Origin of the sequence: Pseudomonas nitroreducens (assembly GCF_010994165.1) — a bacterium.
Lineage (GTDB): Bacteria > Pseudomonadota > Gammaproteobacteria > Pseudomonadales > Pseudomonadaceae > Pseudomonas > Pseudomonas nitroreducens.
Genome location: NZ_WMBX01000003.1, coordinates 25,109 through 46,734, shown reverse-complemented (window position 1 = coordinate 46,734; position 21,626 = coordinate 25,109). Strand labels below are relative to the sequence as shown.

At 61.7% G+C, this 21,626-nt stretch carries 29 protein-coding genes; 4 read left to right on the top strand and 25 right to left on the bottom strand.

Features of this window, described 5'->3' with window-relative positions:
• The first annotated feature begins 36 nt into the window (after window positions 1–36).
• The 3 genes from GJV37_RS13585 (at window position 37) to GJV37_RS13575 (ending at window position 4,246) form a co-directional block, all read left to right on the top strand.
• Window positions 37–534 (top strand): sigma-70 family RNA polymerase sigma factor, encoded by a 498-nt coding sequence (locus GJV37_RS13585; RefSeq protein WP_170859970.1) that lies wholly within the window; start codon window positions 37–39, stop codon window positions 532–534.
• The gene (locus GJV37_RS13580) at window positions 531–1,499 is read left to right on the top strand and encodes a FecR domain-containing protein (RefSeq protein WP_170859969.1); all 969 of its coding nucleotides are present in this window, start codon (window positions 531–533) and stop codon (window positions 1,497–1,499) included. Before GJV37_RS13585 ends, GJV37_RS13580 begins: the two co-directional genes overlap by 4 nt.
• A gap of 302 nt (window positions 1,500–1,801) precedes the next feature.
• Complete coding sequence (locus tag GJV37_RS13575; RefSeq protein ID WP_193452641.1) at window positions 1,802–4,246, top strand: TonB-dependent siderophore receptor; 2,445 nt, start codon at window positions 1,802–1,804, stop codon at window positions 4,244–4,246.
• 131 nt (window positions 4,247–4,377) lie between these two features.
• On the opposite strand, the gene GJV37_RS13570 is transcribed toward GJV37_RS13575, so the two are convergent.
• The 3 genes from GJV37_RS13570 to GJV37_RS13560 all read right to left on the bottom strand — a co-directional run bounded on the left by GJV37_RS13570 (window position 4,378) and on the right by GJV37_RS13560 (window position 6,647).
• Window positions 4,378–4,566: a hypothetical protein gene (locus GJV37_RS13570; RefSeq protein WP_024767074.1), complete on the bottom strand. Its 189-nt coding sequence runs from the start codon at window positions 4,564–4,566 to the stop codon at window positions 4,378–4,380.
• Between the two features lie 176 nt (window positions 4,567–4,742).
• The gene (ssb, locus tag GJV37_RS13565) at window positions 4,743–5,240 is read right to left on the bottom strand and encodes a single-stranded DNA-binding protein (protein WP_017521888.1); all 498 of its coding nucleotides are present in this window, start codon (window positions 5,238–5,240) and stop codon (window positions 4,743–4,745) included.
• Window positions 5,241–5,258: 18 nt separating this feature from the next.
• Window positions 5,259–6,647, bottom strand: a complete 1,389-nt coding sequence (locus GJV37_RS13560) for an MFS transporter (RefSeq protein ID WP_170859967.1) — start codon at window positions 6,645–6,647, stop codon at window positions 5,259–5,261.
• A 213-nt stretch (window positions 6,648–6,860) separates the two neighbouring features.
• Between GJV37_RS13560 and uvrA the strand changes: the two genes are divergently transcribed.
• Window positions 6,861–9,695, top strand: coding sequence for an excinuclease ABC subunit UvrA (uvrA, locus tag GJV37_RS13555; protein ID WP_054906705.1), 2,835 nt, complete (start codon window positions 6,861–6,863; stop codon window positions 9,693–9,695).
• A 67-nt stretch (window positions 9,696–9,762) separates the two neighbouring features.
• On the opposite strand, the gene bfr is transcribed toward uvrA, so the two are convergent.
• The 22 genes from bfr to rplP form a co-directional block, all read right to left on the bottom strand.
• Window positions 9,763–10,227 (bottom strand): bacterioferritin, encoded by a 465-nt coding sequence (gene bfr / locus GJV37_RS13550; protein WP_024767076.1) that lies wholly within the window; start codon window positions 10,225–10,227, stop codon window positions 9,763–9,765.
• 134 nt (window positions 10,228–10,361) lie between these two features.
• A complete protein-coding gene (gene katA / locus GJV37_RS13545; protein WP_170859966.1) occupies window positions 10,362–11,810 on the bottom strand; it encodes a catalase KatA in 1,449 nt (482 codons plus the stop codon).
• A 272-nt stretch (window positions 11,811–12,082) separates the two neighbouring features.
• Complete coding sequence (gene rplQ / locus GJV37_RS13540) at window positions 12,083–12,472, bottom strand: 50S ribosomal protein L17 (RefSeq protein ID WP_015475338.1); 390 nt, start codon at window positions 12,470–12,472, stop codon at window positions 12,083–12,085.
• A 43-nt stretch (window positions 12,473–12,515) separates the two neighbouring features.
• Entirely contained in the window at window positions 12,516–13,517 is a 1,002-nt protein-coding gene (locus GJV37_RS13535) for a DNA-directed RNA polymerase subunit alpha (protein ID WP_024767078.1), read from the bottom strand.
• Window positions 13,518–13,539: 22 nt separating this feature from the next.
• The gene (rpsD, locus tag GJV37_RS13530) at window positions 13,540–14,160 is read right to left on the bottom strand and encodes a 30S ribosomal protein S4 (RefSeq protein ID WP_017521893.1); all 621 of its coding nucleotides are present in this window, start codon (window positions 14,158–14,160) and stop codon (window positions 13,540–13,542) included.
• A gap of 16 nt (window positions 14,161–14,176) precedes the next feature.
• Window positions 14,177–14,566, bottom strand: a complete 390-nt coding sequence (rpsK, locus tag GJV37_RS13525) for a 30S ribosomal protein S11 (RefSeq protein WP_003093689.1) — start codon at window positions 14,564–14,566, stop codon at window positions 14,177–14,179.
• 18 nt (window positions 14,567–14,584) lie between these two features.
• Window positions 14,585–14,941 (bottom strand): 30S ribosomal protein S13, encoded by a 357-nt coding sequence (gene rpsM / locus GJV37_RS13520; RefSeq protein ID WP_024767079.1) that lies wholly within the window; start codon window positions 14,939–14,941, stop codon window positions 14,585–14,587.
• Between the two features lie 130 nt (window positions 14,942–15,071).
• Window positions 15,072–15,188, bottom strand: coding sequence for a 50S ribosomal protein L36 (gene rpmJ / locus GJV37_RS13515; RefSeq protein WP_014854209.1), 117 nt, complete (start codon window positions 15,186–15,188; stop codon window positions 15,072–15,074).
• Between the two features lie 24 nt (window positions 15,189–15,212).
• Window positions 15,213–16,544 (bottom strand): preprotein translocase subunit SecY, encoded by a 1,332-nt coding sequence (gene secY / locus GJV37_RS13510; RefSeq protein WP_024767080.1) that lies wholly within the window; start codon window positions 16,542–16,544, stop codon window positions 15,213–15,215.
• Window positions 16,545–16,979 (bottom strand): 50S ribosomal protein L15, encoded by a 435-nt coding sequence (rplO, locus tag GJV37_RS13505; RefSeq protein WP_017521896.1) that lies wholly within the window; start codon window positions 16,977–16,979, stop codon window positions 16,545–16,547.
• A gap of 3 nt (window positions 16,980–16,982) precedes the next feature.
• Entirely contained in the window at window positions 16,983–17,159 is a 177-nt protein-coding gene (gene rpmD, locus GJV37_RS13500; RefSeq protein ID WP_009617174.1) for a 50S ribosomal protein L30, read from the bottom strand.
• Window positions 17,160–17,161: 2 nt separating this feature from the next.
• Window positions 17,162–17,662, bottom strand: coding sequence for a 30S ribosomal protein S5 (rpsE, locus tag GJV37_RS13495; protein WP_009617173.1), 501 nt, complete (start codon window positions 17,660–17,662; stop codon window positions 17,162–17,164).
• Between the two features lie 3 nt (window positions 17,663–17,665).
• Entirely contained in the window at window positions 17,666–18,016 is a 351-nt protein-coding gene (gene rplR, locus GJV37_RS13490; protein ID WP_017521897.1) for a 50S ribosomal protein L18, read from the bottom strand.
• 10 nt (window positions 18,017–18,026) lie between these two features.
• Window positions 18,027–18,560: a 50S ribosomal protein L6 gene (gene rplF / locus GJV37_RS13485; RefSeq protein WP_015475332.1), complete on the bottom strand. Its 534-nt coding sequence runs from the start codon at window positions 18,558–18,560 to the stop codon at window positions 18,027–18,029.
• A gap of 11 nt (window positions 18,561–18,571) precedes the next feature.
• Entirely contained in the window at window positions 18,572–18,964 is a 393-nt protein-coding gene (rpsH, locus tag GJV37_RS13480) for a 30S ribosomal protein S8 (protein ID WP_015475331.1), read from the bottom strand.
• Between the two features lie 188 nt (window positions 18,965–19,152).
• Entirely contained in the window at window positions 19,153–19,458 is a 306-nt protein-coding gene (rpsN, locus tag GJV37_RS13475; RefSeq protein ID WP_024767384.1) for a 30S ribosomal protein S14, read from the bottom strand.
• Window positions 19,459–19,471: 13 nt separating this feature from the next.
• Window positions 19,472–20,011: a 50S ribosomal protein L5 gene (gene rplE / locus GJV37_RS13470; RefSeq protein WP_017521899.1), complete on the bottom strand. Its 540-nt coding sequence runs from the start codon at window positions 20,009–20,011 to the stop codon at window positions 19,472–19,474.
• A 19-nt stretch (window positions 20,012–20,030) separates the two neighbouring features.
• Window positions 20,031–20,345 carry a 50S ribosomal protein L24 gene (gene rplX / locus GJV37_RS13465; protein WP_024767385.1) on the bottom strand — a complete coding sequence of 105 codons (315 nt, stop codon included), beginning with the start codon at window positions 20,343–20,345 and terminating at the stop codon, window positions 20,031–20,033.
• Between the two features lie 12 nt (window positions 20,346–20,357).
• On the bottom strand, window positions 20,358–20,726 hold the full coding sequence (rplN, locus tag GJV37_RS13460; RefSeq protein ID WP_017521901.1) for a 50S ribosomal protein L14: 369 nt from the start codon (window positions 20,724–20,726) through the stop codon (window positions 20,358–20,360).
• Window positions 20,727–20,742: 16 nt separating this feature from the next.
• The gene (gene rpsQ, locus GJV37_RS13455) at window positions 20,743–21,009 is read right to left on the bottom strand and encodes a 30S ribosomal protein S17 (protein ID WP_024767386.1); all 267 of its coding nucleotides are present in this window, start codon (window positions 21,007–21,009) and stop codon (window positions 20,743–20,745) included.
• Between the two features lie 2 nt (window positions 21,010–21,011).
• Window positions 21,012–21,203, bottom strand: a complete 192-nt coding sequence (gene rpmC, locus GJV37_RS13450; protein WP_003093720.1) for a 50S ribosomal protein L29 — start codon at window positions 21,201–21,203, stop codon at window positions 21,012–21,014.
• Window positions 21,203–21,616 carry a 50S ribosomal protein L16 gene (gene rplP / locus GJV37_RS13445; protein WP_009617163.1) on the bottom strand — a complete coding sequence of 138 codons (414 nt, stop codon included), beginning with the start codon at window positions 21,614–21,616 and terminating at the stop codon, window positions 21,203–21,205. Before rplP ends, rpmC begins: the two co-directional genes overlap by 1 nt.
• Between the last annotated feature and the right edge of the window lie 10 nt (window positions 21,617–21,626).

Sequence of the window (21,626 nt, the reverse complement as noted above, 5' to 3'; positions counted from 1 at the left end):
AATGCGATAAATTATCATTTGCAGTTTTGCGCGCCCATGTCTTCCACCTACGACGTCCAGTCGCTCTACAGCGACCATCACGGCTGGCTGCACAACTGGTTGCGCGGCCGGCTGGGCAATGCCGCCGATGCCGCCGACCTGGCGCAGGACACCTTCGTGCGTGTGCTGCTGCGACCCGAGCGCAGTGAGCTGCGCACTCCGCGCGCCTTCCTGCGGACCGTGGCCCGAGGCCTGGTGATCGATCACTGGCGCCGCGAGGAACTGGCGCGCGCCTACCTCGAATCCATCGCGCACCTGCCCAAGGCACAAGTCCCCTCGGCGGAGGCGCAGCACAACATCCTGCAACTGCTGGAAAACATCGCCCGCCTCCTCGATGGCCTCAAGCCCAAGGTGCGCAGCGCCTTCCTGCTGGCCCAGTGTGAAGGCATGCCGCATGCGCAGATCGCCGAGGAACTGGGCGTTTCCGTGCGCTCGGTGGAGCGCTACATCGCCGAGGCGCTGTTCCACTGCTACCAGCTGCGGTACGCCGAATGAATGGCGCCACACCCGATCCACGGGTGGTGAAGCAGGCGATCCAGTGGACCCTGCGGCTGAACGGCAATGCCGATGCCGAACTGCGCAACGCCTGCGAACACTGGCGCCAGGCCAATCCCGAACACGAAACCGCCTGGCTGCGGGTGCAGGCGCTGAACAGTGAACTGGCGGCCGGCTACCAGGCAGTGCCCGGCGCTCGGGTGGCGCTGGAAACCCTGGAAAGCTCCACTCAGCGACTGCAGCGGCGCCAGGCGCTCAAGCTGCTGTCGACCTTCGCCGTCGGCGCCTCCGCGCTGTGGCTGGCCCGCGAGGTCGCGCCCTGGCAACGCTGGATGGCGGACTTCAGCACAACCGTCGGCGAGCGCCAGCGCTTCACCCTGACCGATGGCAGCGTGCTGCAACTGAACACCGACAGCGCGGTGAATGTGCGCTTCGATACGAACCAGCGCCTGCTGCTTCTGGAGCGTGGCGAGATCCTGCTGAGCACGGCCAAGGACGCCTCACGCCCACTGCGGGTGAGCAACCGGGATGGTCTGTTCGAGGCGCTGGGTACGCGGTTTGTCCTGCGCCAGGACGAGCGCAGCACACGCCTGAGCGTCGAGGCAGGCTCGGTGGCCATCGCTCCGCGCGTGCGCGGTCAGACCACTGCCATCGCCGGGCCCGGACAGACCTTCGAGATCAACGGCGACAGCGCCCTCCTGGCCGAACGCAGCAACATGGACAGCGCCGCCTGGGCCGATGGGCTGATCGTTACCCGCGACATGCGCCTGGCCGACTTCCTCGCCGAGATCAGCCGCTATCGCCATGGCCATCTGCACTGCGATGCCAGTGTGGCCGACCTGCGCCTTTCCGGCGTGTTCCGTCTGGATGACACCAACCAGTTGCTGGCCCTGCTGCCGCGGACGCTGCCGGTGCGGGTGGAGAAGCGCACGGACTGGTGGGTGACGGTGAGTGCGCGGGGCTGAATGAGAAGATCGGCGCTCGGCCCAACACTCTCTCCCCCGCCCTCTCCCTGAAGGGAGAGGGAGTTATCCGTGCGAACGGAAAGAACTGCGCCCACCGGCGAGCAAAGACGTATCACCCACTCCGATCAGTCCCCTCTCTCTTCAGGGAGAGGGGACCTTGCCCGAGCCTCAAACCAAGCCACCGATAAGGTCGCCGCAAAATAATATTTCTTCGCAATCGAGAATTATTTTTGTCGGGTTTCGCCGCCTCGGTCGGCAAGGAGGAATAACCCGATGATTCCCCTGTCCACGGAAGCCCCTCCATGCGAGCCGTCCACGCCCTGACCTCCTCCCCCGCCCTGTCCCGCGCCAGCTGCCTCGCCCATGCCGTGCGCGGCGCGCTGCTGTGCGCCAGCCTCGGCGCCAGCCTGCCGCTGACCGCCTTCGCCGCGGACGGTGCCGCCATCACCAGCAGCCGCGCCTATGCCATCCCGGCCGGCCCGCTGGGCGAGGTACTGAACGCCTTCGCCCGCGAAGCGGGGATCACCCTGTCGGCAACCCCGGAGCAGACTCGCGGGCTGAATTCGGCGGGGCTGAACGGCACCTACTCGGTGGACCAGGGCCTCGGGCGCCTGCTGGCGGACACTCCGCTGGAGGCCGTGGACCAGGGCAACGGCAACTACGTGCTGCGCCCGGCCGCACCGACCGACGTGCTGGCCATGCCGTCCAGCAACGTATTCGCCCTGGGCAACGCACTGGGCGAGGAAGACGGCTACCTGGCGACCCACAGCCAGATCGCTACCAAGACCTCCAAGTCCCTGCTGGAAACCAGCCAGAGCGTCTCGGTGATCACTCGCGAGCAGATCGACGACACCGCCTCCAAGACCGTGCAGCAGGCGATCCGCTACACCCCCGGTATCTTCACCGGCCAGGTCGGCGCCTCGAACCGCTACGACTACATCGTCATGCGCGGCTTCGCCGACAACAGCGTCGACAACATCTACCTCGACGGCCTGAAGGCCATGGGCGACAGCGGCACCTTCAGCTCGATGCAGATCGACCCGTACTTCCTTGAGCGCATCGATGTGCTCAAGGGCCCGTCCTCGGTGCTTTACGGCCGCAGTCTTCCGGGCGGGCTGGTGGCGCTGACCAGCAAGAAGCCGCTGTACGAGGATTACCACCAGATCACCGGCACCGTCGGCAACATGGGCCAGAAGGAAATGGGCTTCGACTTCAGCGGCCCACTGGATGAAGAGAAGCGCATCGCCTACCGCCTGGTCGGCCTGGGCAAGGGTTCGGACACCCAGTTCGACCACGTCAAGGAAGAGCGCTACGCCATCGCCCCGACCCTGGCCATCGACTTCACCGACGCCACCACGCTGACCCTGCAGGGCTACCTGCAGCACGACCCGAACGGCGGCTACCACGGCGGCGTGCCGGCGGATGGCGCGCTGTTCCACCACAATGGCCAGAAGATCTCCCGCGAATTCTTCGACGGCGAGCCGAGCAAGGACGACTTCGACCGCACGCAGCGCATGTTCGGCTACCAGCTGGAGCACCGCTTCGACGACGTCTGGACCGCGCGGCAGAACTTCCGCTACCTGGACTCCGACGTCGACCTCTCCCAGGTCTATGCGTACGGCTGGACCGCGCCTGACGAGGACACCCTGAACCGCTACTTCTCCGGCGCCAGCGAGCACCTGCAGGCGTACATCATCGATAACATGGCCCAGGCCGAGTTCAACACCGGCGCCGCCAAGCACACCCTGCTGATGGGCCTGGACTACCAGAAGCGTCGCACCACCGTGGACTGGCGCTCGGGCTCGGCGCAACCGCTGGACGCCTTCCACCCGCACTACGGCAACGACGCCATCAGCTACTACCCCGACGACAACCATACCCGTCGCCTCGAGCAGACCGGCGTCTACCTGCAGGACCTGATCGACATCGACAACTGGCGCTTCTCGCTGGGCATGCGCGAGGACTGGGTGACCGTCGAGGACAAGAATCGCAGCACCGGCAGCAAGGCCGACGACGACTGGAAGAAGTTCACCGGCCGCCTCGGCGCGCTGTACCTGTTCGACAACGGTATCGCGCCGTACATCAGCTACTCCGAGTCGTTCAACCCCAACGCCTACTCCGACCAGTCCGGTACGCCGCTGGAACCGACCGAGGGCAAGCAGTGGGAAGCCGGCCTGAAGTTCCAGCCCGAGGGCAGCCGCAGCCTGTACACCGCATCGGTCTTCCACATCACCCAGGAGAACGTCGCGTCGAAGGAGCCGCAGGACAACTTCTACACCTCCGTGGGCGAAGTGCGTTCCCAGGGCTTCGAGCTGGAAGCCCACACCCAGGTCACCGACAACCTCAAGGTGCTCGGCAGCTACACCTACACCGACATCACCTACACCAAGTCGCTGGACGGCAACCAGGGCCACACCCCGAACCAGGCGCCCAAGCACATGGCCTCGCTGTGGGCCGACTACGGCTTCAACGCCGGCCCGCTGGATGGCCTGACCCTCGGCGGCGGCGCCCGCTACGTCGGCGAGACCTGGGCGGACAAGGAAAACACCCTGCGCGTGCCGGACTACACCCTGGTGGACGCGCGCATCGGCTACGACCTTTCCCGCGTCGGCCTGAAGGGACTGGATGTCAGCCTCAACGCCAACAACCTGCTGGACAAGGATTACGTCGCGTCCTGCTACAGCCTGGACTTCTGCTACTTCGGCGAGAAGCGCAACGTCACCGCGACGGTGAACTACCAGTTCTGATCGCCTGCCGTCCGGTTCGCCGGGCGGTTTCCCCAGAACCTCCGCATTGGCTGCGCGCGCGGATGTTTTTTGTGGGGATTCAGGACTCACACGCCCCGTGGCGCGGCCGTCGCCACGGGGCTTTTTACTTTCTAGAACTCTGCCGCGTGGCGGTAGCGCGTCTCCAACTCCAGGGCGACGCGATAGGCTTGCGCCTCGCTCTCGCTGTGGAAGATGCCGACCAGCAGGCCTTCCTGGTACACATCCCAGCAACGCCCTCCATGGGCGCGGAACTCGCGGGATTTATGGTCGTCGTCACGCTCGGTCACTGTAATGCTCATGTCTTTTCTTCTCCGGTTTTGCCGTACATCAAGGCAGCTCCAGAATCATTCAGTTAGCTAGCTAATTAAATAGTCGCCACCGAGAAAGACTTTTACGAACATTCGCCAAAACGAGCGTCCCAGAAACGCAAAAGCGCAGCTCGAAGGCTGCGCTCTTGGGAGACGAATCGTTCGGATCAGAACGGAATATCGTCGTCGAAGCTGTCGTAGTCCGGAGCCGGTTGCGGCGCGGGCTGGGACTGCTGCTGCGGCGCAGGACGCTGGGCCTGCTGCGGACGCTGCTGCGGCTCGCGGGGAGCGCGCGGAGCATCGTCACCACCGGCGCCCGGACGGCCGCCGAGCAGCTGCATGTTGCCGTTGATGTCGACCACGATCTCGGTGGTGTACTTGTCCTGACCGTCCTGGCCCTGCCACTTGCGAGTGCGCAGGCTGCCTTCGACATAGATTTGCGAGCCCTTGCGCACGTACTCGGCGACGATCTCCGCCAGGCGACCGAAGAACACCACGCGGTGCCACTCGGTACGCTCCTGCTGCTGGCCGGTCTGCTTGTCCTTCCAGCTCTCGCTGGTGGCCAGGGTGACGTTGGTCACCGCGTTGCCGTTGGGCATGTAACGGGTTTCCGGATCGCCACCGACGTTACCTACCAGAATGACTTTGTTAACCCCACGGGCCATGACGCTCTCCTAAAGGCTTCAGCACGTCGCCTGCTCGGCACCGGCGAGGCGCTCGAGGGACGTGCGATCCACTTGTTGGGAATCCACTTTGACATAAGCGGCCGCTTCTTCAGCGACCACCATCACATCGCTCACACCGGGCAATGCCTTGAAACGCTCAGCCAACGAAGCATCGCGCAGGGCCTCGTCGGACAAAGGCAGGCGAATACTCGTTACATAAGGCGGTTCGCGCATGGTAACAGCAATCGCCAGCCAGAGGGCAGCCAGCACCGCGCAGCCGATGAACACCCCGTCGAGCCCGCCGTGCTGGTACATCCAGCCGCCGAGGATGCCGCCCACGGCGGCGCCGAGGAACTGGCTGGTGGAGTACACGCCCATCGCCGTGCCCTTGCCACCGGCCGGCGACACCTTGCTCACCAGCGAGGGCAGCGAGGCCTCCAGCAGGTTGAACGCGGTGAAGTAGACGATGATGCCGAACACCAGTTCCTTGAGGCTGTTGCCGAACTCCCAGAAGAACAGTTCGCAGAGCATCAGGGTTGCCACGGCGCCGGCCAGTACGCGCTTCATCTGGCGCTTCTTCTCGGCGTAGATGATGAACGGCACCATGCCGAAGAAGCCCACCAGCAGCGCGGTCAGGTAGACCCACCAGTGTTCTTCCTTGGGCAGCCCGGCGCGCTCGACCAGTGCCAGCGGCAGCGCGACGAAGCTGGCCATGAGGATCGCATGCAGCACCAGGATGCCGGCGTCCAGGCGCAGCAGTTCGCCATTCTTCAGGGTCGGCAGCAGCGACTGCCTGGCCACGCTCGACTCGCGATGCTGCATGCGGTGATCAGGCGTTGGCACGAAGAACAGGATGATCAGCATGCCCACCAGGGCCATGCCGGCGGTGAACCAGAACAGCCCGTGCAGGCCGAACCAGTGGGTCAGCACGGGGCCGGCAACCATCGCCACGGCGAAGGACACGCCGATGCTCATGCCGATCATCGCCATGGCCTTGGTGCGGTGCTGCTCGCGGGTGAGGTCGGAAAGCATCGCCATCACCGCCGCGGAAATCGCCCCGGCACCCTGCAGGACGCGGCCGGCGATGATGCCCCAGATGGAATCGGCGTTGGCCGCCAGCGCGGCGCCGGCGGCGAACACCAGCAGGCCGACGATGATGATCGGCCGGCGGCCGATGCGGTCGGACAAGGTGCCCAGCGGGATCTGCAGGATCGCCTGGGTCAGGCCGTAGGCGCCGATGGCCAGGCCGATCAGTGCCGGGGTGGCGCCGGCCAGGTCCTGGCCATAGGTGGCGAGCACCGGCAGGACCATGAACATGCCGAGCATGCGGAACGCGAAGACCAGGGACAGGCCGGCGGCCGCGCGGGTTTCGGTGCCACTCATGCGCTCAGTGTGGGAATCGTGCATAGGCCCCTCATGGAAAGACGAAAAACGGGAGTGCGCTGAATTGCCCCCGTGGCGCTGCGCCACCCAGGCCTTGCAGGGCCGGTTGTCGCCAACGCCGAAAAATAGCCGCGCATTCTAGCAGCCCCGGAGTCCAAGCGAACACACGCGCCACTTTGCCGCGTGCCGACCCCGCCCCGTATACTCATTTGTTTTCGCCCGCCAAGCGAGGCCGTAGTGGACAAGATCCTCATCCGTGGGGCACGTACCCACAACCTGAAGAACATCGACCTGACCCTGCCGCGCGACAAGTTGATCGTGATCACCGGCCTGTCCGGTTCCGGCAAGTCTTCCCTGGCTTTCGACACGCTCTACGCCGAGGGCCAGCGCCGTTACGTGGAATCCCTGTCTGCCTATGCCCGGCAGTTCCTCTCGATGATGGAAAAGCCCGACGTCGACACCATCGAAGGCCTGTCGCCGGCGATCTCCATCGAGCAGAAGTCCACCTCCCACAACCCGCGCTCCACCGTCGGCACCATCACCGAGATCTACGACTACCTGCGCCTGCTCTATGCGCGCGTGGGTATTCCGCGCTGCCCGGACCATGACATTCCGCTGGAAGCGCAGACCGTCAGCCAGATGGTCGACCAGGTACTGGCGCTGCCCGAAGGCCGCAAGCTGATGTTGCTGGCACCGGTGATCCGCGAACGCAAGGGCGAGCACCTGGCGGTGTTCGACGAGATGCGTGCCCAGGGTTTCGTCCGCGCCCGCGTCGACGGCAAGCTCTACGAGCTGGACGAAGTGCCGAAGCTGGACAAGAAGCTCAAGCACTCCATCGATATCGTCGTGGACCGCTTCAAGGTCCGCGGCGACCTGCAGCAGCGCCTGGCAGAGTCCTTCGAGACAGCGATCAACCTCGCCGACGGTATCGCGCTGGTCGCACCGATGGATGATGAAGAAGGCGAAGAGATGATCTTCTCCGCCCGCTTCGCCTGCCCGATCTGCGGCCACTCCATCAGCGAGCTGGAACCCAAGCTGTTCTCCTTCAACAACCCGGCCGGCGCCTGCCCGACCTGCGATGGCCTGGGCGTGAAGCAGTTCTTCGACGCGCGGCGTGTGGTCAATGGTGAACTGACCCTGGCCGAAGGCGCGATCCGCGGCTGGGACAGGCGCAACGTCTACTACTTCCAGATGCTCGGTTCCCTGGCCGGGCACTTCGGTTTCAGCCTGGAAGAGCCCTTCCAGGATCTCGACCCGGACCACCAGAAGTTCATCCTCAATGGTTCGGGCCGCGAGAACGTCGAATTCCGCTACCTCAACGACCGCGGCGACATCGTCAAGCGCGCGCACCCGTTCGAAGGCATCCTGCCGAACCTGGAACGTCGCTACCGCGAGACCGAGTCGGCCACCGTGCGCGAGGAACTGGCCAAGTTCCTCAGCACCCAGCCCTGCCCGGACTGCCACGGCACTCGCCTGCGCCGCGAAGCACGCCACGTGTGGGTCGGCGACAAGACGCTGCCAGCGATCACCTCGATGCCGGTGGGCACTGCCTGTGAATACGCAGAGAGCCTGACCCTGACCGGTCGCCGTGGCGAGATCGCCTCGAAGATCCTCAAGGAAATTCGCGAACGCCTGCAGTTCCTGGTCAACGTCGGCCTCGACTACCTGACCCTGGACCGCAGCGCCGACACCCTATCCGGAGGCGAAGCCCAGCGCATCCGCCTGGCCAGCCAGATCGGCGCGGGCCTGGTGGGCGTCATGTACATCCTCGACGAACCTTCCATCGGCCTGCACCAGCGCGACAACGAACGCCTGCTGGGCACCCTCACCCACCTGCGCAACCTGGGCAACACGGTGATCGTGGTCGAGCACGACGAGGACGCCATCCGCCTCGCCGACTACGTCGTGGACATCGGCCCGGGTGCCGGTGTACACGGCGGGCAGATCGTCGCCGAGGGCACACCGCAGCAGGTCATGGACCATCCGGACTCGGTCACCGGCGCCTATCTGTCCGGCCGCACCAAGATCGTCGTGCCCGCAGAACGCACCCCGCGCAACAAGAAGCAGTTGCTCAAGCTCAAGGGCGCGCGCGGCAACAACCTGCAGAACGTCAACCTGGAAATCCCGGTCGGTCTGTTCACCTGCATTACCGGCGTCTCCGGCTCGGGCAAGTCGACGCTGATCAACAACACCCTGTTCCCGATCACCGCCACCGCGCTCAACGGCGCCACCACGCTGGAGGTCGCGCCCTATGACTCGTTCGATGGCCTGCAGCACCTGGACAAGGTGGTGGACATCGACCAGAGCCCGATCGGCCGCACTCCGCGCTCCAACCCGGCGACCTACACCGGGCTGTTCACGCCGATCCGCGAGCTGTTCGCCGGCGTGCCGGAGGCCCGTTCGCGCGGCTACGGCCCGGGGCGTTTCTCGTTCAACGTCAAGGGTGGCCGCTGCGAGGCCTGCCAGGGCGATGGCGTGATCAAGGTGGAGATGCACTTCCTGCCGGACATCTACGTGCCCTGCGACGTCTGCAAGGGCAAGCGCTACAACCGCGAGACCCTGGAAGTCCGTTACAAGGGCAAGAGCATCACCGAGGTGCTGGACATGACCATCGAGGACGCCCGCGCGTTCTTCGACGCCGTGCCGGCCATCGCCCGCAAGCTGCAGACGCTGATGGACGTCGGCCTGTCGTACATCAAGCTGGGGCAGAGTGCGACCACCTTGTCCGGCGGCGAGGCACAGCGGGTCAAGCTGTCCCGCGAGCTGTCCAAACGCGATACCGGCAAGACGCTGTACATCCTCGACGAGCCGACCACCGGCCTGCACTTCGCGGATATCCAGCAACTGCTGGACGTGCTGCATCGCCTGCGCGATCACGGCAACACCGTGGTGGTGATCGAGCACAACCTGGACGTGATCAAGACCGCCGACTGGCTGGTCGACCTCGGCCCCGAGGGCGGCTCCAAGGGCGGCCAGATCATCGCCACCGGCACGCCGGAGCAGGTTGCGGAGCTGGCGGTGTCACACACCGGGCACTTCCTCAAGCCGCTGCTGGAGCGTGACCGGGCCTGATCCGCGCCGGTATGAAAAAGCCCCTGTCGCCGATCAGCGCAGGGGCTTTTTCTTTACGGCTGGCGAATCAGAGCTGCGACTGCAGGTAGTTCTCCAGGCCCATCTTGGCGATCAGGCCGAGTTGCTGCTCCAGCCAGTAGGCGTGATCTTCCTCGGTATCGGTCAACTGCACGCGCAGGATATCGCGGGTGACGAAGTCCTTGTGCTTCTCGCACAGCGCAATGCCCTTAGCCAGCGCAGCGCGCACATGGCGCTCCAGCTTCAGGTCGGCTTCCAGCATTTCCGGCACGGTCTTGCCCGGGTGAATGTCGTCCGGGCGCATGCGCGGGGTGCCTTCGAGCAGGAGGATGCGACGCAGCAACGCATCGGCGTGCTGAGTTTCCTCTTCCATCTCGTGATTGAGACGCTCGTAGAGCTTGCTGAAGCCCCAATCCTCGTACATGCGCGAGTGGATGAAATACTGGTCGCGAGCGGCCAGCTCACCGGTCAGCAGCGTGTTGAGATAATCGATAACCTCGGCGTGGCCTTGCATCAGCCTTCTCCCTGGGACGTGACAGCGAATTAAACGGCGCTATGGTCGCGACTGGCCATGACCGGGGTCAAGTCCGCGATGCCCCACAAACGCAACCGCCCTCCGAAGAGGGCGGCTGGTAGAACGGTTTCAGCTTAGTCGAGCTTCAGGCCCAGCGCCTTGGCGACGCCTTCGCCGTAGGCCGGGTCGATCTTGAAGAACAGCGCGAGCTGACGACGCTGGATCGCTTCCGGTACGCCTGCCATGTCCCCGGCAATGTTCTCGTACAGGCGCTGCCGCTGTGCTTCGTCAAACAGACGGAACAGTGCGGCCGGCTGACTGTAGTAATCGTCGTCCACACGGTGGTTCCAGTGGTCGGCGCTGCCTTCCAGGGTCAGCGGCGGCTCGGAGTAATCCGGTTGCTCCTGCCATTGGCTGAAGCTGTTCGGCTCGTAGGTGACGGTCATGTCACCGTTATTGCCGTCCACCCGCATGGCGCCGTCGCGGTGATAGATGCGCGGGTTGTTACTCGCAGCGTTCACCGGGATCTGGTGGTGGTTCACGCCCAGCCGATAGCGGTGTGCATCGCCGTAGGAGAACAGGCGACCCTGGAGCATCTTGTCCGGCGAGAAACCGATGCCAGGAACGATGTTTGCCGGAGAGAATGCCGACTGCTCGACTTCGGCGAAGTAGTTCGCCGGGTTGCGATTTAGCTCGAAGTACCCCACCTCGATCAACGGGTAGTCGCCGTGCGGCCAGACCTTGGTCAGGTCGAACGGGTTGTAGCGGTAAGTCGCCGCTTCTTTCTCCGGCATCACCTGTACGTACATTTTCCAGCGCGGGAAGTCGCCGCGCTCGATGGCGTCATACAGGTCGCGCTGGGAGCTCTCGCGGTCGGCGCCGACCAGTTTCGCCGCTTCCTCATTGCTCAGGTTATCGATGCCCTGCTGGGTCTTGAAGTGGAACTTGACCCAGAAGCGTTCATTACTGGCATTGATGAAGCTGAACGTGTGGCTACCAAAGCCATGGACGTGACGGTAGCTGCGCGGCAGGCCACGGTCGCTGAAGTCGATGGTCAACTGGTGCAGGGCTTCGGGCAGGTGCGAGAAGAAGTCCCACTTCAGCGTGGCGTTGCGCAGGTTGGTGCGCGGATCGCGCTTCACCACGTGGTTCAGGTCGGGGAATTTCAGCGGATCGCGGAAGTAGAAGACCGGGGTGTTGTTGCCGACCAGGTCCCAGTTGCCTTCCTCGGTGTAGAACTTCAGGGCGAAGCCACGGATATCGCGCTCGGCGTCTGCTGCGCCACGCTCGCCCGCAACGGTGGAAAAGCGCAGGAACAGGGGAGTCTGCTTGCCGACCTGGGAGAACAGCTTGGCGCGGGTATAGCGGGTGATGTCCTGGGTGACGGTGAAGGTACCGTAGGCCGCAGAGCCCTTGGCATGCATGCGACGCTCAGGGATTACTTCGCGGTCGAAGTGCGCCAGTTTTTCCAGGAACCAGACATCCTGCAGCAGCATCGGGCCCCGCGGGCCGGCGGTCTGGACGTTCTGGTTATCGGCGACCGGAGCTCCAGCTGCAGTCGTCAGACGGGTGTTGTCACTCATCGTTACTCTCCTCAACGGCGGGGTGCCTGTATGCCGGCAAACTGCGGAGGCAGAAGGCCCGGCCCGACATCCCAATCGGACAATTAAGCGCCTCCAACGGCATTGCGGCTGTTGATCCAGCTCAGCAAGCAGTAGAAGTCGACGGCGTTAAGGATCGGTGACAAGGGACTTGATAAGCCAATTTATTGATTCGAGCCTATCAATAGATAAAAACTTTTCTCCAGGCGATAAAAAACCGGGCACAAGGCCCGGTTTCTTATAAGGCGTAAACCTTACTCTGCAGCTTCTACTGCTTGGCCGCCAACAGCGCGGTCAATCAGTTCGACGTATGCCATGGGGGCATTGTCGCCGGCGCGGAAGCCGCACTTCAGGATGCGCAGGTAGCCGCCCGGACGGTTGGCGTAGCGCTTGCCCAGTTCGTTGAACAGCTTGCCTACGGCTTCTTTCGAACGGGTACGGTCGAAAGCGAGACGACGGTTGGCAACGCTATCCACTTTAGCCAGGGTGATCAGCGGCTCGGCAACGCGACGCAGTTCCTTGGCCTTGGGCAGGGTGGTTTTGATCAGTTCGTGTTCGAAGAGCGACACAGCCATGTTCTGGAACATAGCCTTGCGGTGCGCGCTGGTGCGGCTCAGGTGACGACCACTTTTACGATGGCGCATGGTTCAATTCCTTTCCAAACTTTACGTTCGGTAGCTACGACGATCAGGCAGTAGCCTTGTCGTCTTTCTTGAGACTTGCCGGCGGCCAGTTATCGAGGCGCATACCGAGGGACAGACCGCGAGAGGCCAGAACGTCCTTGATTTCGGTCAGGGACTTCTTGCCCAGGTTCGGCGTTTTGAGCAGCTCTACTTCGGTGCGCTGAATCAGGTCACCGATGTAGTAGATGTTCTCTGCCTTCAGGCAGTTGGCCGAACGGACGGTCAGCTCAAGGTCATCGACCGGACGCAGCAGGATCGGATCGATCTCGTCTTCCTGCTCTTCAACGACGGGCTCGCTGTCGCCTTTGAGGTCCACGAACGCTGCCAGCTGCTGTTGCAGGATGGTAGCGGCGCGACGGATAGCCTCTTCAGGGTCCAGGGTGCCGTTGGTTTCCAGATCGAGGACCAGCTTGTCCAGGTTGGTACGCTGTTCGACACGGGCGTTCTCGACCACGTAGGCAACACGACGTACGGGGCTGAACGAGGCATCGAGCTGAAGACGGCCAATGCTACGGCTTTCGTCTTCATCGCTGGTGCGGGCATCAGCCGGCTCGTAGCCACGGCCACGAGCGACTTTCAGCTTCATGTTCAGCGCGCCGTTATCGGCCAGGTGGGCGATAACATGGTCACCGTTGACGATCTCGACATCATGATCCAGCTGAATATCGGCAGCGGTCACCACACCCGAGCCCTTTTTCGCCAGGGTCAGCGTCACTTCGTCACGGCCGTGCAGCTTGATGGCCAGGCCTTTCAGGTTGAGCAGGATCTCGATGACATCTTCCTGCACACCTTCGATGGCGGAGTACTCGTGGAGTACGCCGTCGATCTCGGCCTCGACTACCGCACAGCCAGGCATGGAGGACAACAGGATGCGACGCAGCGCGTTGCCCAGGGTATGGCCGAAACCACGCTCGAGAGGCTCGAGAGTGATCTTGGCGCGGGTTTGGCTGACCACCTGCACATCGATGTGGCGGGGGGTCAGGAACTCATTTACCGAACTCTGCATGGATGCACCTATTTTCTAGCCCTTACTTGGAGTAGAGCTCGACAATCAGGTTTTCGTTGATGTCGGCGGACAGATCGGCACGAGCCGGGACACTTTTGAAGGTGCCGGCTTTCTTGTCGGTGTCCACTTCGACCCACTCAACGCGACCGCGCTGGGCGCACAGGTCCAGAGCTTGGGCGATACGCAGCTGGTTCTTCGATTTCTCGCGAACAGCAACGACATCACCGGCTTTGACCTGGTAGGACGGCACGTTTACGGTCTGACCGTTGACGCTGATGGTCTTGTGGGACACCAGCTGACGGGATTCGGAGCGAGTGGAACCGAAGCCCATACGGTAGACGACGTTGTCCAGACGGCACTCAAGCAGCTGCAGCAGGTTTTCACCCGTGGAGCCCTTGCGGCGGGACGCTTCCTGATAGTAGCCACGGAATTGACGTTCCAGAACGCCGTAGATGCGGCGAACTTTTTGTTTCTCGCGCAGCTGCAGACCGTAGTCGGACAGACGACCACGACGCTGGCCATGCTGGCCGGGAACTTGTTCTGCCTTGCACTTCGAGTCGAGGGCACGAACGCCGCTCTTCAGGAAGAGATCAGTGCCTTCGCGGCGGGACAGTTTGCACTTGGGACCAATGTAACGAGCCATTTCTCACTGTCTCCTATTACACGCGACGCTTTTTCGGCGGACGGCAGCCGTTATGCGGGATCGGGGTTACGTCGGTGATGCTGGCGATCTTGTAACCGCAGGCATTCAGCGCACGAACAGCCGACTCGCGACCCGGGCCCGGGCCTTTGACGTTGACGTCAAGGTTCTTCAGACCGTATTCCAGAGCAGCCTGGCCGGCACGCTCGGCCGCCACCTGGGCAGCGAACGGAGTGCTCTTACGCGAGCCACGGAAACCCGAACCACCGGAAGTGGCCCAGGACAGGGCGTTGCCCTGACGATCAGTGATGGTAACGATGGTGTTGTTGAAGGACGCGTGGATGTGCGCGATCCCATCAACCACCGTCTTTTTGACTTTCTTGCGAGGACGAGCAGCAGGTTTTGCCATGACTATATTCCTAAGCGATTACTTGCGGATCGGCTTACGCGGGCCCTTACGGGTGCGCGCGTTGGTCTTGGTACGCTGACCGCGAACCGGCAGACCACGACGATGACGCAGACCGCGGTAGCAACCGAGGTCCATCAGACGCTTGATATTCATGTTGATTTCGCGACGCAGGTCACCTTCAGTGGTCAGCTTGGCCACTTCGGTACGCAGCGAATCGATCTGCTCTTCGCTCAGCTCTTTGATCTTTACAGCCGGGCTGATGCCGGTGGCTGCACAGATGCTCTGTGCGGTAGTGCGACCAACACCATAGATGTAGGTCAGCGAGATAACAGTGTGCTTGTTATCCGGAATGTTTACGCCTGCAATACGGGCCATTCAGAAAAACTCCAATTGACAGCTACCCGGCGCCCAGGGAGCCAAGAAAGGGCGCGGATATTAGCGCTGTAAAAACAAATAATCAACCCGGCAGCACACTAGCTGCCGGGCTATCACGCGTGAATCACACTCAGCCTTGGCGCTGTTTGTGACGCGGCTCCGCGCTGCAGATGACACGAACGACGCCTTCGCGACGGACGATCTTGCAGTTGCGGCACAGCTTCTTAACCGATGCACGAACTTTCATCAGTGACTCCTCGAACCTTACGGGTCAGCGCAGCAGACCGCTGCCATAGCCCTTCAGGTTGGCTTTCTTCATGAGGGATTCGTACTGGTGAGAAACGAGGTGCGATTGTACTTGGGCCATAAAGTCCATCACAACCACGACCACGATCAGCAACGAGGTCCCGCCAAGGTAGAACGGAACGTGGGCAGCTACGACCAGGAACTGGGGCAGCAGGCACACAGCCGTCATGTACAGGGCACCGAACATGGTCAAACGGGTCAGCACGCCATCGATGTAGCGAGCAGACTGTTCACCCGGACGAATACCCGGAATAAATGCACCGGACTTCTTGAGGTTTTCCGCCACGTCCTTCGGGTTGAACATCAGCGCTGTGTAGAAGAAGCAGAAGAAGACGATCCCTGCACTAAACAGCAGAATGTTCAGCGGCTGACCAGGCGCGATCGCTTGCGCGACGTCCTGCAGCCAACCCAGGCCTTCCGACTGACCGAACCAGGCACCCAGGGATGCCGGGAACAGCAGGATGCTGCTGGCGAAAATCGCAGGGATTACACCCGCCATGTTCACTTTCAGCGGCAAATGGCTGGTCTGGGCGGCAAACACCTTGCGACCTTGCTGGCGCTTGGCGTAATGCACGGCGATACGACGCTGACCCCGCTCGATGAACACCACGAACGCGATGATGGCCACGGCCAGCAGGCCGATGGCGATCAGGGCGAAGATGTTGATGTCACCTTGACGCGCGGACTCGAAGGACTGACCGATTGCTCGGGGCAGGCCTGCGACGATACCGGAGAAGATCAACATGGAGATGCCGTTGCCGACACCCCGCTCGGTGATCTGCTCACCCAGCCACATCATGAAGAGCGCACCCGCCACGAAGGTGGTGACCGACACGAAGTAGAAGCCGAAGTCGTTGGAGAAGGCCACGCCCTGGCTACCCAGACCAATGGACATGCCAATGGCCTGGACGAGTGCCAGGACGAGAGTCGCGTAGCGGGTGTACTGGCTGATCTTGCGACGCCCAGACTCACCCTCTTTCTTCAACTGCTCCAGCTGCGGGCTGATAGCGGTCATGAGCTGCATGATGATCGACGCCGAGATGTACGGCATGATCCCCAGTGCAAAAATACTCATGCGCTCCAGCGCGCCGCCGGAAAACATGTTGAAGAGGCTAAGAATGGTCCCCTCGTTCTGCCGGAACAGTGCCGCCAAGCGATCGGGGTTGATGCCCGGGACTGGGATGTGCGCGCCGATCCGATAGACGATGATCGCCAGGAACAGGAAACGCAGACGTGCCCAGAGCTCGGACAAACCACCACCGTTGCTCAGCGCAGAGAGAGCACCTTGCTTAGCCATTTAGTCCTCGATTTTGCCGCCAGCTGCTTCGATAGCCGCACGAGCGCCCTTGGTGGCGCCGATGCCTTTCAGAGTGACCGCGCGAGTAACGTCGCCCGACAGCATGACTTTCACACGCTGTACGTTCTGGTTAATCACGTTGGCATCCTTCAGGGCCTGCACGGTAACGACATCACCCTCGACCTTGGCCAGTTCGGAAGTGCGCACTTCTGCGCGATCCATGGCTTTCAGCGAGTTGAAGCCGAACTTCGGCAGACGACGGTGCAGCGGTTGCTGACCACCCTCGAAGCCCGGAGCGATGGAGCCACCGGAGCGGGAGGTTTGACCTTTGTGACCACGGCCACCGGTCTTGCCCAGACCGCTACCGATGCCACGGCCCGGACGGTGCTTTTCGCGACGGGCACCCGGCGCGGAACGCAGATCGTTCAGTTGCATGGATTAACCCTCCACACGCAGCAGGTAGTAAGCCTTGTTAATCATGCCGCGGTTTTCAGGAGTGTCCTGAACTTCGACGGTGTGATTAATGCGACGCAGGCCGAGGCCTTTGACGCAAGCCTTGTGATTGGCCAGACGGCCGTTCAGGCTCTTGATCAGGGTAACTTTGACAGTTGCCATGGTTAGAGAATCTCCTCGACGCTCTTGCCACGCTTGGCCGCTACCGACTCAGGGGACTGCATGTTCTTCAGGCCCTTGAAGGTTGCGTAGACCACGTTCACCGGATTGGTGGAGCCGTAGCACTTCGCCAGAACGTTCTGCACACCGGCCACTTCCAGGACAGCACGCATGGCGCCGCCGGCGATGATGCCGGTACCTTCGGAAGCCGGCTGCATGTACACCTTGGAGGCGCCATGGGCGGACTTGGTCGGGTACTGCAGGGTGGTGCCGTTCAGATCAACCTGGATCATGTTGCGGCGAGCAGCTTCCATTGCCTTCTGGATAGCGGCCGGCACTTCACGCGCCTTGCCACGACCGAAGCCAACACGGCCCTTGCCATCGCCAACCACGGTCAGCGCGGTGAAGGCGAAGATACGGCCACCTTTTACGGTTTTGGCGACGCGGTTCACTTGAACCAGCTTCTCGATGTAGCCTTCGTCGCGCTTTTGATCGTTGTTTGCCATAACTTAGAACTCCAGACCGCCTTCACGAGCGGCATCAGCCAGGGCCTTGATACGACCGTGGTACTTGAAGCCAGAACGGTCGAACGCCACCTGAGTGACGCCGGCAGCCTTGGCGCGTTCCGCGACCAGTTGACCAACTTTCTTGGCTGCGTCGACGTTGCCGGTGGCAGCTTCGCGCAGTTCCTTGTCCAGGGTCGAGGCGCTGGCCAGGACCTTGCCGCCGTCGGCTGCAATGACCTGGGCGTAGATGTGCTGGGAGGAGCGGTACACGCAGAGGCGTACGGCTTCCAGTTCGCGCATCTTCAGGCGAGCCTTGCGAGCGCGGCGCAGACGGGTTTCTTTCTTGACGCTCATTTGCTATGCCCTACTTCTTCTTGGCTTCTTTACGAAGGACGACTTCGTCGGCGTAACGCACGCCCTTGCCTTTGTACGGCTCCGGCGGACGGAAGTCGCGGATTTCCGCGGCAACCTGGCCAACCAGCTGCTTGTCGATACCCTTGATCAGGATGTCGGTCTGGCTGGGGGTTTCCGCGACGATGCCGGCAGGCAGTTCGTAATCAACCGGGTGGGAGAAGCCGAGAGCCAGGGACAGCACTTGGCCTTTGGCCTGCGCTTTGTAACCAACACCAACCAGCTGGAGCTTGCGCTCGAAGCCTTGGCTGACGCCGATCACCATGTTGTTGACCAGAGCGCGGGTGGTACCGGCCATGGCACGGGTCTGCTGGTCGCCGTTACGCGCAGCGAAACGCAGCTCACCGTTGTCCTGAATGACTTCGACGGACGGATGTACTTTCAGCTCCAGAGCACCTTTGGCACCCTTGATCGAAAGTTCCTGACCAGCCAGCTTGATTTCAACGCCGGCAGGCAGAATGACGGGGTTCTTAGCAACGCGAGACATGCTGATTCCCCTTAGAACACAGTGCAGAGCACTTCGCCACCGACGCCAGCGGCACGGGCAGCACGGTCAGTCATCACACCTTTGTTGGTGGAGACGATCGAAACGCCCAGGCCGCCGCGAACTTTCGGCAGCTGGTCTACGGATTTGTACTGGCGCAGGCCAGGACGGCTGATTCGCTTCACTTCCTCGATGACAGGCTTGCCTTCGAAGTACTTCAGCTCGATCGACAGCAGAGGCTTGGCCTCGGCGGTGACTTGGAAATCCGCAATGTAACCTTCGTCCTTGAGGACTTTGGCGACTGCCGCTTTCAGCTTGGAAGACGGCATGCTCACGACGGTCTTCTCAGCCATCTGGGCATTACGGATGCGAGTTAGCATGTCTGCTAACGGGTCCTGCATACTCATGGGCTTAATGCTCCTGATACAAAAGATAAGCCTTCAACTTCATAACTCGCCCTCAAAACACCGGACGATCTAAACCCGGGCTCAGGGGAGCCGGGTATTCTAGAGATCGCTCAAAAACGAATCAAGCCCCACGAGGGGGCTTGCTTCGCAAAGCGATCAACGGAGCCGTTGCCGACTCCGTCTAGCACTTACCAGCTGGCTTTCACCAGGCCCGGTACGTCACCGCGCATTGCCGCTTCACGCAGCTTGTTACGGCTCAGGCCGAACTTGCGGTAGTAACCGTGCGGACGACCGGTCAGACGGCAACGGTTACGCAGGCGGCTGGCGCTCGCGTCACGCGGTTGCTTCTGCAGGGCGACCTGGGCATTCCAACGATCTTCCGCAGTGGTGCTCGGATTAACGATGATCGCTTTCAGCTCGGCACGCTTTTTAGCGTACTTGGCTACCGTGCGCTGACGCTTCAGCTCACGGTTCTTCATGCTCTCTTTAGCCATGGTCCTACTCCAATCAGTTGCGGAACGGGAATTTGAAGGCGCGCAGCAGGGCACGACCTTCATCATCCGAACGCGCGGTAGTGGTCAGAGTGATATCCATACCGCGGAGGGCATCGATCTTGTCGTAATCGATTTCCGGGAAGATGATCTGCTCTTTGACGCCCATGCTGTAGTTGCCACGGCCGTCGAAGGACTTGGCATTCAGACCGCGGAAGTCACGCACGCGCGGCAGGGAGATCGACAGCAGACGGTCCAGGAACTCGTACATGCGATCGCCACGCAGGGTGACTTTCACACCGATCGGCCAGCCTTCACGAATCTTGAAGCCAGCGATGGACTTACGAGCGTAAGTCACGACCGGCTTCTGACCCGCGATCTTTTCCAGATCGGCTACGGCGCTCTCGATGACTTTCTTGTCGCCGACAGCTTCGCCAAGACCCATGTTCAGGGTGATTTTGGTAACGCGCGGAACTTCCATCACGTTCGCCAGCTGAAGCTCTTGCTTCAGCTTGGGAGCGATTTCCTTCCGATAAATTTCTTTCAATCGTGCCATGGTGATCTACCTAGCTCCCTCAAGCCTGAACCGGTTTCTGGGTCGACTTGAAGACACGAATCTTCTTACCGTCTTCGACTTTGAAACCAACGCGGTCAGCCTTGTTGGTTTCAGCGTTGAAGATGGCGACGTTGGAGACGTGCAGAGGCGCCTCCTTCTCGACGATCCCGCCTTGCTGGTTGAGCATGGGGTTGGGCTTGGTGTGGCGCTTGACCAGGTTCACACCGCCAACGACCAGACGGTCGTCAGCCAGAACCTTGAGCACCTTGCCACGCTTGCCCTTGTCCTTGCCGGCAATGACGATGACTTCGTCGTCACGACGAATTTTTTGCATGACGGCTACTCCTTACAGCACTTCAGGGGCAAGCGAGACGATCTTCATGAACTTCTCGGTACGAAGTTCACGAGTCACCGGCCCGAAGATACGGGTGCCGATCGGCTCCTGCTTGTTATTCAGCAGGACGGCGGCGTTGCCGTCGAAGCGAATGATGGAACCGTCGGTACGACGTACGCCGTGCTTGGTGCGAACGACCACGGCAGTCATTACCTGGCCCTTCTTCACCTTGCCACGCGGAATCGCTTCCTTGACGGTGACCTTGATGATGTCGCCAATGCCGGCGTAACGGCGGTGCGAACCGCCGAGTACCTTGATGCACATTACGCGACGCGCGCCGCTGTTATCAGCGACTTCGAGCATGGATTGAGTCTGAATCATCTTCTATCTCCGACCCTTAGACTTCAACCGCGCGCTCGACGACATCAACCAGGGTCCAGGCCTTGGTCTTGGCCAGCGGACGAGTTTCGCGAATGGTGACCAGGTCACCAATGCGGCACTGATTGGTTTCGTCGTGGGCGTGCAGTTTGGTCGAACGCTTCACGTATTTGCCGTAGATCGGGTGCTTGACGCGACGCTCGATCAGAACGGTAACGGTCTTGTCCATCTTGTCGCTGACGACGCGGCCAGTCAGCGTACGGACGGTTTTCTGAGCTTCAGCCATGATTACTTACCTGCTTGCTGGTTGAGCACAGTTTTCACGCGAGCGATATCGCGCTTAACCTGCGAGAGCAGGTGAGACTGCCCCAACTGGCCAGTTGCTTTCTGCATGCGCAGATTGAACTGGTCGCGCAGCAGGCCGAGCAGTTGCTCGTTCAGCTGCTCAACGGATTTTTCACGAAGTTCATTCGCTTTCATCACATCACCGTCCGCTTAACAAAGGAGGTGGCGAGCGGCAGCTTTGCAGCAGCCAGGGCGAATGCCTCACGCGCCAGCTCTTCGGATACACCCTCGATCTCGTACAGGACCTTGCCCGGTTGAATCTGGGCTACCCAGTACTCGACGCCACCCTTACCTTTACCCATACGTACTTCCAGGGGCTTCTTGGTAACAGGCTTGTCGGGGAATACGCGGATCCAGATCTTGCCGCCACGTTTTACGTGACGGGTCAGCGCACGACGTGCGGACTCGATCTGACGCGCGGTGAGACGGCCACGGCTGGTTGCCTTGAGGGCGAACTCGCCGAAGCTGACTTTAGAACCGCGATGAGCCAGGCCACGGTTGTGACCGGTCATTTGCTTGCGGAACTTCGTACGCTTGGGTTGCAGCATTTGCGTACTC

Coding starts and splice junctions, on each gene's coding strand:
- rpmD (WP_009617174.1), bottom strand. CDS start 17,159: ATGGCAACTGTCAAAGTTACCCTGATCAAGAGCCTGAACGGCCGTCTG.
- secY (WP_024767080.1), bottom strand. CDS start 16,544: ATGGCTAAGCAAGGTGCTCTCTCTGCGCTGAGCAACGGTGGTGGTTTG.
- rplX (WP_024767385.1), bottom strand. CDS start 20,345: ATGCAAAAAATTCGTCGTGACGACGAAGTCATCGTCATTGCCGGCAAG.
- GJV37_RS13575 (WP_193452641.1), top strand. CDS start 1,802: ATGCGAGCCGTCCACGCCCTGACCTCCTCCCCCGCCCTGTCCCGCGCC.
- rplE (WP_017521899.1), bottom strand. CDS start 20,011: ATGGCACGATTGAAAGAAATTTATCGGAAGGAAATCGCTCCCAAGCTG.
- rplR (WP_017521897.1), bottom strand. CDS start 18,016: ATGAGCGTCAAGAAAGAAACCCGTCTGCGCCGCGCTCGCAAGGCTCGC.
- ssb (WP_017521888.1), bottom strand. CDS start 5,240: ATGGCCCGTGGGGTTAACAAAGTCATTCTGGTAGGTAACGTCGGTGGC.
- rpmJ (WP_014854209.1), bottom strand. CDS start 15,188: ATGAAAGTTCGTGCATCGGTTAAGAAGCTGTGCCGCAACTGCAAGATC.
- rplP (WP_009617163.1), bottom strand. CDS start 21,616: ATGCTGCAACCCAAGCGTACGAAGTTCCGCAAGCAAATGACCGGTCAC.
- GJV37_RS13570 (WP_024767074.1), bottom strand. CDS start 4,566: ATGAGCATTACAGTGACCGAGCGTGACGACGACCATAAATCCCGCGAG.
- rplN (WP_017521901.1), bottom strand. CDS start 20,726: ATGATTCAGACTCAATCCATGCTCGAAGTCGCTGATAACAGCGGCGCG.
- GJV37_RS13585 (WP_170859970.1), top strand. CDS start 37: ATGTCTTCCACCTACGACGTCCAGTCGCTCTACAGCGACCATCACGGC.
- rplO (WP_017521896.1), bottom strand. CDS start 16,979: ATGCAACTGAACGATCTGCGTTCCGCGCCGGGTGCCCGTCGCGAAAAG.
- rpsK (WP_003093689.1), bottom strand. CDS start 14,566: ATGGCAAAACCTGCTGCTCGTCCTCGCAAGAAAGTCAAAAAGACGGTG.
- GJV37_RS13560 (WP_170859967.1), bottom strand. CDS start 6,647: ATGCACGATTCCCACACTGAGCGCATGAGTGGCACCGAAACCCGCGCG.
- GJV37_RS13580 (WP_170859969.1), top strand. CDS start 531: ATGAATGGCGCCACACCCGATCCACGGGTGGTGAAGCAGGCGATCCAG.
- rpsE (WP_009617173.1), bottom strand. CDS start 17,662: ATGGCAAACAACGATCAAAAGCGCGACGAAGGCTACATCGAGAAGCTG.
- GJV37_RS13535 (WP_024767078.1), bottom strand. CDS start 13,517: ATGCAGAGTTCGGTAAATGAGTTCCTGACCCCCCGCCACATCGATGTG.
- bfr (WP_024767076.1), bottom strand. CDS start 10,227: ATGCAAGGCCACGCCGAGGTTATCGATTATCTCAACACGCTGCTGACC.
- rpmC (WP_003093720.1), bottom strand. CDS start 21,203: ATGAAAGCGAATGAACTTCGTGAAAAATCCGTTGAGCAGCTGAACGAG.
- rpsN (WP_024767384.1), bottom strand. CDS start 19,458: ATGGCTAAAGAGAGCATGAAGAACCGTGAGCTGAAGCGTCAGCGCACG.
- rpsD (WP_017521893.1), bottom strand. CDS start 14,160: ATGGCTCGTTACATTGGTCCCAAGTGCAAACTGTCCCGCCGCGAAGGC.
- rpsQ (WP_024767386.1), bottom strand. CDS start 21,009: ATGGCTGAAGCTCAGAAAACCGTCCGTACGCTGACTGGCCGCGTCGTC.
- katA (WP_170859966.1), bottom strand. CDS start 11,810: ATGAGTGACAACACCCGTCTGACGACTGCAGCTGGAGCTCCGGTCGCC.
- rplF (WP_015475332.1), bottom strand. CDS start 18,560: ATGTCTCGCGTTGCTAAGAACCCCGTCATTCTGCCTGCCGGCGTTGAA.
- rplQ (WP_015475338.1), bottom strand. CDS start 12,472: ATGCGCCATCGTAAAAGTGGTCGTCACCTGAGCCGCACCAGCGCGCAC.
- rpsH (WP_015475331.1), bottom strand. CDS start 18,964: ATGAGTATGCAGGACCCGTTAGCAGACATGCTAACTCGCATCCGTAAT.
- rpsM (WP_024767079.1), bottom strand. CDS start 14,941: ATGGCCCGTATTGCAGGCGTAAACATTCCGGATAACAAGCACACTGTT.